We start from the raw sequence: 6711 nt of genomic DNA, 5'->3' as shown, positions 1-6711 counted from the left end.
GGATGTCTTGGAGTGACAGACCTCTTCTACAGCGGCTCCGCTGTTTTGTTCACCGGTCTTGACCAACCGCCCTCTCCCTTAACTGAACGGCGTTGGTTCTAGATCAGCCACGAAGACAACCTAGGCAAGGGATACCGTGGCAAGCGAGATACGCCATGCCTGGCGAGCTATAGCATGGTGTAGTACGGTAGTGGCCGTGAGCAGCGAGGAGGGCCAAGCGCGCGAGGCATCCATGCCCCGTCCCCCTAAGCGGTCCCAACCCGCTGATCGACTGGGCGCCACAGGCCACGCAGAACAACCGCATCGCCAAACCGAGTGGGACAGGCGCGACCCTCAAGAAGTCGCGTGGGAGGAACGGCGACTGCGTGCCCGAGCGCGTTGGCAGCAGCTATTGCGCAAGAGTCCACCCCCCGTGCGATCCACTTCGGATGACATCGAGGCAAGCATGGAATTCCTCTCTCGGTACGACCCCAACGTAGAGGAGTGAATTGTGGGCACCAAGAGAACGGCGGCCGGAGAATCCGAGCAGCCAGAATTGGCCGCCATGAAACATGCATACGAGCAAATCCAGGGGAAGTTGCTGGCGAACCCGGATTGCGCGGAAGCTTTCCGCCTCGCAACGGAGCTCGCAGAGAGCCTGCGTGAAATGGCGGAGGAAGCTGCTTTGGCTCGCGCGAGATCGGCGGCGCGGATAAGCGAGGCCGAAAGTCTTTCACTGGCAGGGCTGGCAGATAAGTTAGGAGTCTCCAAGGCGCGCGCCAGCCAATTGCTTCGTGTCGCTCGTGGTAGCGAAATAGATCCCAGTCGCCAAGCGCATCCTTAGGCAGAGCGGGAAGGCAGAATGACCGGAGACCACAGGCTGAATCGGTCAGATCTGACCGATGGATGAGTGGAACGAGTTAAGCCCACAATACCTTCAAGGGACCGAGAGCAGGAAGCCAGTACATTAACCCTCAGGTTGTGATCAACACGCTACGTTCTACCAAGCGCGAACTGGATGCCCGTGGCGTGATCTGCCAAAGCCCTTCGGAGATAACTCGAAGGCCATCTACCAGCGGCATCGCTACTGGTCGATTAACGGAACGTGGGAGAGCATAAGGTCAGCCCAAGAATCGTAGGGCGGAAAATATTCAATAGACCCCCAAAGTCTTCGGCAGGAGTAGGCAGTCCAATTTCTGCCGGGGCGGGAACATTGCACCTGGGAGGGCCTGCGTTGTTCCCGTGACACAAAAGAGACCCCCGCATCTCCTCATCTAATTCGGCCAGAAGGGGGAGGGGAGATGCGGAGGCTTCTCTTATTGTGTGCCGCTAGGAGTCAGCGATGAGCATGATTGTTAGATCGGCATAGTTGTCTGTGACCGAGGCTCGCAGTTGCTCTCCCCCATCGCCGCGCGTCTCACTGGTGAGCATGGTTGCGTTCAACGCCACTCGCCACGCCTCGAAGTCTCTACGTCGAGTCTCGGCGCTCCCCACATCACAGGTGCCAATGAGCGCAGTCTCCCTTGGGTCGCTCCGGATCGACCAGCTAATCACGGGCAGATCCTCGTTCACGATGCGCGCCAGCAGGGTCCTGAGCTCATCTGCGGCGCGCTGCTGTACGTGCAGTTTGTCAAGTGATTCTTTGTCTGCCATAACGAGCGGCCAGCCTTCCGTCACCCTTGCGGGAAGATTTATCGAGCATCCTGCCCCTTCGGAAGCGTGATGGGCTCTTGTCCGTGCTCGTGGTCGTACATGCCTGCGAGCGCCGGCCGGAAGACCGCTAGATGATCTGGCCACCGCCCACAAAGAGCCGATCTAGCTGCCGAATCTGTTTGCAGTAGGAATTGCAGGTGTCTCAGGCCGTGCATAAGCACGTCTATGTATCGAGGGATAGGCGCTTCTGTAGCTTCTACTGGAATCGGCTTTCCTACGACATCCGGAAGGGCCGGACTGATAGGAGCCGCGTTCCTCCATCTATCTCGCACGAACGCTCTGCAACCGATGACAGCGACGTAGGTGAGCACGACTGCCGTATCCTCTGCACGCCATGACGTGGAGTGCAGCAGCTTGACCGCATCTGAAGCGCCATTCGCAGCCAGAAGGTCTGTGACAGAGGTGTGAGGGTCGCTGCTCTGTCGAACGGCCTCTGAACGCCATGCGTCCTTTCCGCTTATCAGCCAGAGCCCGATGTCATCAGCTGATACGGGCCAGACTTCGACGATTACCTCTGTCCGCTCACTCACCCTTGTCTTCCTCTTTTCTCGTCTCGGAGCCGGCATCTTCTGCCTGTTTTCGTGCCAGATGCTGCGCGCGTGCCGAGGAGATCGCCACCCTGGAGAGACCGAGCGTGATGCGATCATCGCGTTCGCTTCGGGCTCGGGTGTCCTTGGCTGTCTTTATTAGTTGGGCCGCGCGTGCTTTCGATACGCCGATGCGGTCGGCAAGGCTTGCCAACGACATCTCCTCTTGCTCGAAAATGCGGGCCGCCGAGAGTGCTCTTTGATTTCCAGAGGTCTCAAAGAGCCGTCTCAGAGTTTCGACCAGTTCCGTTGCGCCGTAGTACGCCCGGTTGTGGTCTGTATCCGCATCTATCGCCATAAGCGCTGCATCGAAAGCGCGTTCAAGGTCGGCTAGCGCGGACAAGACCGCCTCGCTCACGCCTTCAGTTGCCATGTGGCCAGCGTAACGACTTCGGACAGGGGGGACTAGACACGCGTCGTACAGTCCCCCCTTGACGGTCGTACAGGGGGGGCTGTACGGTTCTTCGTGTAGGGCCCCCTACACGGCCAACTGGCCAGGGGGAAACGGCCAGCGTCGGCCACACAGGTTCGGATGGAGGTGATCTTCGGTGACTGGCATCGAGAACGCACACCACGACCGGCTGATCACCGTCATCCGCACCGTGGCCGAACTGCTGGACAACTGCACAGATGGCCTGGTTTCCGGTGTTCTTGCCGCCACGGTGCTGCTCCTGGTGGTCATCGCTCTGCACGCGGTGGCCGATGGGCTGGAGACCTGCCCGGACGTGCTCACTCTCTGCACCGCGCGACTCGGAAGGAGCTGGTCTGAATGGCGTACAACATGACCCCCGAAGCCCGTCGGGGCCAACTCGTCGCCGACCTTCACGGCTTGGCGGACTACCTGGACCGACACCCCGAGGTGCCCATTCCCCGGTACGGGCCCGTACGGGTGTCCGTCCACCCCATCTACGACACCGAGGCCACCACCGAGGCTGCGGCGATCGCCGAAGTGGAGCGGATCGCCGGCCTGCTGGGGGTCCCGCTCAGGGTCGAGAACGGCCACCACATCGCCTGCGCGGACTTCGGTGTCGTCTCGTACGAGGCCGTGCTGATCACGCAGGCAGCGAGGGATCGGCGTGCCGCGCAGGACTCGTACTGCGACAACATCTCGACGGATCCACCCGGGGAGTGACGGGTGGATATCCCGCTTTTGATCGTCACGCTCGCGGTGATCTCTGGACTGATCGTGCTGGCGCTGTTCATGTTCGCGGTCATCGGCATCCGCGCCGATGACCGGCACCGTCACCCCTTCAGCGATCCCCGTTCGGAAGTCGAGCACATGACGCGCAGCGTGCTCATGTACGCCCGCTGCAAGAACCATCCCGAGAACACCACGCCCGCCCCTGACCCCGACAGAGTCAGAAGGAGTTGATCAACGCTGCACACTACCCCGCTCACTCGTGGGTGCCCCTGCGGTGCCGTTCTGGAGCCTGGCAACAAGCATTGCCACAAGTGCCGCGCTCGCGCTCGCTGGCGTCGTCGCAAGGCCCGTCACGACGGCATCTCTTAGCACGCAACCGACTCGTCTGCGGAAGGGAGGTGAAGCTCCTGATGAACGTGTCTATTCCCCTGGTTCTCGTGCTGGCGATCGTCATTGTGGTCGCCGTGCGGTTCCTCAAGCTGCGGTTGTGGATGGCGCTGATCTGCACCGTGTTCGGTTTCCTGCTCGCCGCCACCGCGCTCGCCCCCGACATCAACCGCGGGCTCAGGGCCCTGTGGTCCTGGCTCACCGGCTCCTGACCTGCCCGCCGACCCGAAAGAGGTGATGCCCCAGTGCCCTACCGCCACCCATACCCCGCATCCGCTCTACAGGAGGTCATCAACCGCCACCGCACCGCCCGCCAGCTCATCGCGACCTTCGCCCGCTCCGCTCCGGCGCTGAACGACCTGTGGCAGCACGTCACCGCCGCCCTGCGCGACATCCCCATCCTCGTACAGGAGATCCGTCGCCTCCGGCACGAGGTCCGCACGCTTCGGCTCAGCCGAGCCAACTACCTCGCCGCCATCAACGCCGCCCTGAGCGCTCACACCGACGGCGAGCCCGACCCGCTGGCCTACCTGCGCGACGAAGTCGACGACCAGGCCATCCGCGCACGTCCGAAAGGGGGTTCCTGATGCGGCCACCGCTGAACGGGTTCACCTGGCAGGACAAACCAGAAGACGCCAGCACCTCTGATCAGGAGGGCCAGAACGCCGCAGCGGAGGCGTCCTTCGATCAGGAATCGGTAGCCGAGGACCGACCGATGACCGGGCCGCCGGTCGATCCGCCCGACGACCTGGAAGCGCTCCCCCACCGGTCCCAGACCGGTCGGGGGCGCTCTCCCATCCTCCCGCCGTGGACACGCACGCGCGCCGGCCGGCGCGCGATGCTGGCCTGGTGGGTCAGGCATTCCGGGTACGTGCTCGGCTATCACGCGGTCCGCCTGCCCAAGTACGCGACCAAGGCGCTCCTCTACACGCCGATCGGGTTCTTCGCCGGCATCGCCCGCGTACTGCGCTGGGCCAGCGCCGAGGAGGGCAACTGGGCGCTGCGGCAGGCCGCCGCCGACCGCAACGACCCGATGACCTGGCTCAAGCTTGACAAGCAACGGGAACGGCAAGCGCGCTGGCGCTGGTCAATGGTGCTCACGGTAACCGTACTCATGGGTGCCGCCGTGACTCTCGCCCTGGTGCTGGACGTGCATGTGCCGGTCTGGGCGCGCCTGGTGCTGATCGCCGTGCTGGTGCCGATACTGGCGCGTGTCGGCCGTCCGGAGGACAAGCCGATCACCGATCGAGTCAGCCAGGGGCCGCGCTACCGCAAACTCACGGCCGAGTTGGTACGGCGGGCCCTGCTCAGCACTGGCATTCAGGCGATCAACCAGGCTGTGGCCAGGGACCAGCACGCGATCAGTTTTCCAGAGGAGATCCACCGCGACGGACCTGGACACCTGGCCATCGTGGACCTGCCCTTCGGGGTGGAGGCCGCCGACGTGGTCGCGCGGCGCGGCAAACTGGCCTCCGGCCTGCGGCTCCCGCTCGACCAGGTGTGGCCGGACATCGCCACAGGCCACCCCGGACGGCTGGCGCTGTGGGTCGGCTACCAACCGGCCAGCACCATGGACGCACCGCCGTGGCCACTGCTGAAGAGCGGCAGCGTGGATGTGTTCCAGCCGTTCCCGGTCTTCATCACACCCCGCATGGAGACCGTGAACGCCATGCTGAGCTTCCGGAACTGGCTGATCGGCGGACAACCGGGTTCCGGCAAGACGTTCCTGCTGCGCCTGCTGGTGCTCGCCGCAAGCCTCGATCCTCGCGCCGAGATAAGGGGATATGAGTTCAAGGGCGTCGGAGACTTCAAGGCCGTGGAACCTGTCTGTGCCGAGTACGGCAACGGGCAGGATGACGAGACCATTGCCCGTGCCGCCGCGCTGATCAAGTGGCTGTACCACTCCGAATGCCAGCAGCGCGCCGCGAAGATCAGCCACTACCACGAGCTGGGCCTGGCGCCGGAGAACAAGGTCACGCCCGAGCTGGCCTCACGCAAGGGGTCCGGCCTGCATCCGCTTGTGGTGTTCCTCAACGAGGTACAGGAGCTGTTCCAGCACAAGGACTACGGCACGGAAGCCGGAGAACTCTGCGAAAAGGTGATCAAGCTCGGCCGCGCGCTGGGCGTGATCCTGCTGCTCGACACCCAGATTCCGGACAAGGACAGCCTGCCGACCGGCATCACCCGCAACGTCAACACGCGCGTTTGTCTGTCGGTACGCGATCAGGTCGCCAACGACATGATTCTCGGTACCGGCATGTACAAGGCGGGATACCGCGCCACCGTGTTCCAACCCGTTGACGACGCCGGCTGGGGCGTGGTCGTCGGCGTGGGCAAGCCCGGCGCCCGCCGTGGCTTCGAGGTCAACGGCGACCAAGCGAGAAGAGTCATAGATCGGGCGATCAGGGCGCGTACCGAGGCCGGCACTCTGCCCGCTCCCGCAACGCAGACCCGACCCGAACCGCCTACATATGACCTGCTGGCCGATGTTGTCACCGTCTGGCCGGACGGGGAAGACGCCGCATGGAACGCACAACTGTGCGAGCGGTTGACCGCCCTACGGTCAGAGGTCTACGGCGGCTGGCAATCAGAACAACTGACCAGCGCCTTGAAACCACTCGGCGTCAAGGTCGGCCCCATCGGCCGCCGCATCGACGGCAAGAAGCACACCCGGCGCGGCATCTACCGCGCCGAGCTCGCTCAAGCCATCGCGGGACGTAACCAGAACCGCCCTGCCGACTAGGCATGGAGCGTGCTTCCGGAAGCGGCTGTGCCTGCTTCCGGAAGCACCCCCGCTAGCACCCTGAGACATGACCTGACCAGGTCTGTAGCAGGTAGCGCCCTGCCCGTCCGCCATTTCGCAAACCAGCTCAGGAGGTGGTCCTGAACCTAGACACACTCGCT

9 protein-coding genes and 1 pseudogene are annotated in these 6711 nt (G+C 63.5%); 8 read left to right on the top strand and 2 right to left on the bottom strand.

Annotated elements, in window-relative coordinates:
* Window positions 1-490 precede the first annotated feature (490 nt).
* Window positions 491-823 (top strand): hypothetical protein, encoded by a 333-nt coding sequence (locus tag ABZ444_RS07370; protein ID WP_357993936.1) that lies wholly within the window; start codon window positions 491-493, stop codon window positions 821-823.
* 160 nt (window positions 824-983) lie between these two features.
* Window positions 984-1118, top strand: a pseudogene (locus ABZ444_RS07365) (transposase); the annotation flags it as partial.
* Window positions 1119-1308: 190 nt separating this feature from the next.
* Here ABZ444_RS07365 and ABZ444_RS07360 read toward each other — a convergent pair.
* Together ABZ444_RS07360 and ABZ444_RS07355 are read right to left on the bottom strand one after the other, a co-directional pair.
* On the bottom strand, window positions 1309-1632 hold the full coding sequence (locus ABZ444_RS07360) for a hypothetical protein (protein ID WP_357993933.1): 324 nt from the start codon (window positions 1630-1632) through the stop codon (window positions 1309-1311).
* A gap of 582 nt (window positions 1633-2214) precedes the next feature.
* Complete coding sequence (locus tag ABZ444_RS07355) at window positions 2215-2652, bottom strand: hypothetical protein (protein ID WP_357993930.1); 438 nt, start codon at window positions 2650-2652, stop codon at window positions 2215-2217.
* A gap of 175 nt (window positions 2653-2827) precedes the next feature.
* Here ABZ444_RS07355 and ABZ444_RS07350 point away from each other — a divergent pair, with 175 nt between their 5' ends.
* From ABZ444_RS07350 to ABZ444_RS07325, 6 genes are all read left to right on the top strand, one after another.
* The gene (locus tag ABZ444_RS07350; RefSeq protein WP_357993926.1) at window positions 2828-3064 is read left to right on the top strand and encodes a hypothetical protein; all 237 of its coding nucleotides are present in this window, start codon (window positions 2828-2830) and stop codon (window positions 3062-3064) included.
* Between the two features lie 44 nt (window positions 3065-3108).
* Complete coding sequence (locus tag ABZ444_RS07345) at window positions 3109-3411, top strand: hypothetical protein (protein ID WP_357993923.1); 303 nt, start codon at window positions 3109-3111, stop codon at window positions 3409-3411.
* A gap of 3 nt (window positions 3412-3414) precedes the next feature.
* The gene (locus ABZ444_RS07340) at window positions 3415-3651 is read left to right on the top strand and encodes a hypothetical protein (protein ID WP_357993920.1); all 237 of its coding nucleotides are present in this window, start codon (window positions 3415-3417) and stop codon (window positions 3649-3651) included.
* Between the two features lie 179 nt (window positions 3652-3830).
* Window positions 3831-4019: a hypothetical protein gene (locus ABZ444_RS07335; protein WP_357993917.1), complete on the top strand. Its 189-nt coding sequence runs from the start codon at window positions 3831-3833 to the stop codon at window positions 4017-4019.
* A gap of 33 nt (window positions 4020-4052) precedes the next feature.
* Window positions 4053-4394 carry a hypothetical protein gene (locus tag ABZ444_RS07330; RefSeq protein WP_357993914.1) on the top strand — a complete coding sequence of 114 codons (342 nt, stop codon included), beginning with the start codon at window positions 4053-4055 and terminating at the stop codon, window positions 4392-4394.
* The gene (locus ABZ444_RS07325) at window positions 4394-6550 is read left to right on the top strand and encodes a cell division protein FtsK (RefSeq protein WP_357993911.1); all 2157 of its coding nucleotides are present in this window, start codon (window positions 4394-4396) and stop codon (window positions 6548-6550) included. Before ABZ444_RS07330 ends, ABZ444_RS07325 begins: the two co-directional genes overlap by 1 nt.
* Window positions 6551-6711: the final 161 nt, after the last annotated feature.

The organism is Nonomuraea sp. NPDC005730 (assembly GCF_040630865.1).
Classification (GTDB): Bacteria; Actinomycetota; Actinomycetes; order Streptosporangiales; family Streptosporangiaceae; genus Nonomuraea.
This window is presented reverse-complemented; position numbering and strand designations above follow the sequence as displayed.

Coding starts and splice junctions, on each gene's coding strand:
- ABZ444_RS07360 (WP_357993933.1), bottom strand. CDS start 1,632: ATGGCAGACAAAGAATCACTTGACAAACTGCACGTACAGCAGCGCGCC.
- ABZ444_RS07335 (WP_357993917.1), top strand. CDS start 3,831: ATGAACGTGTCTATTCCCCTGGTTCTCGTGCTGGCGATCGTCATTGTG.
- ABZ444_RS07355 (WP_357993930.1), bottom strand. CDS start 2,652: ATGGCAACTGAAGGCGTGAGCGAGGCGGTCTTGTCCGCGCTAGCCGAC.
- ABZ444_RS07325 (WP_357993911.1), top strand. CDS start 4,394: ATGCGGCCACCGCTGAACGGGTTCACCTGGCAGGACAAACCAGAAGAC.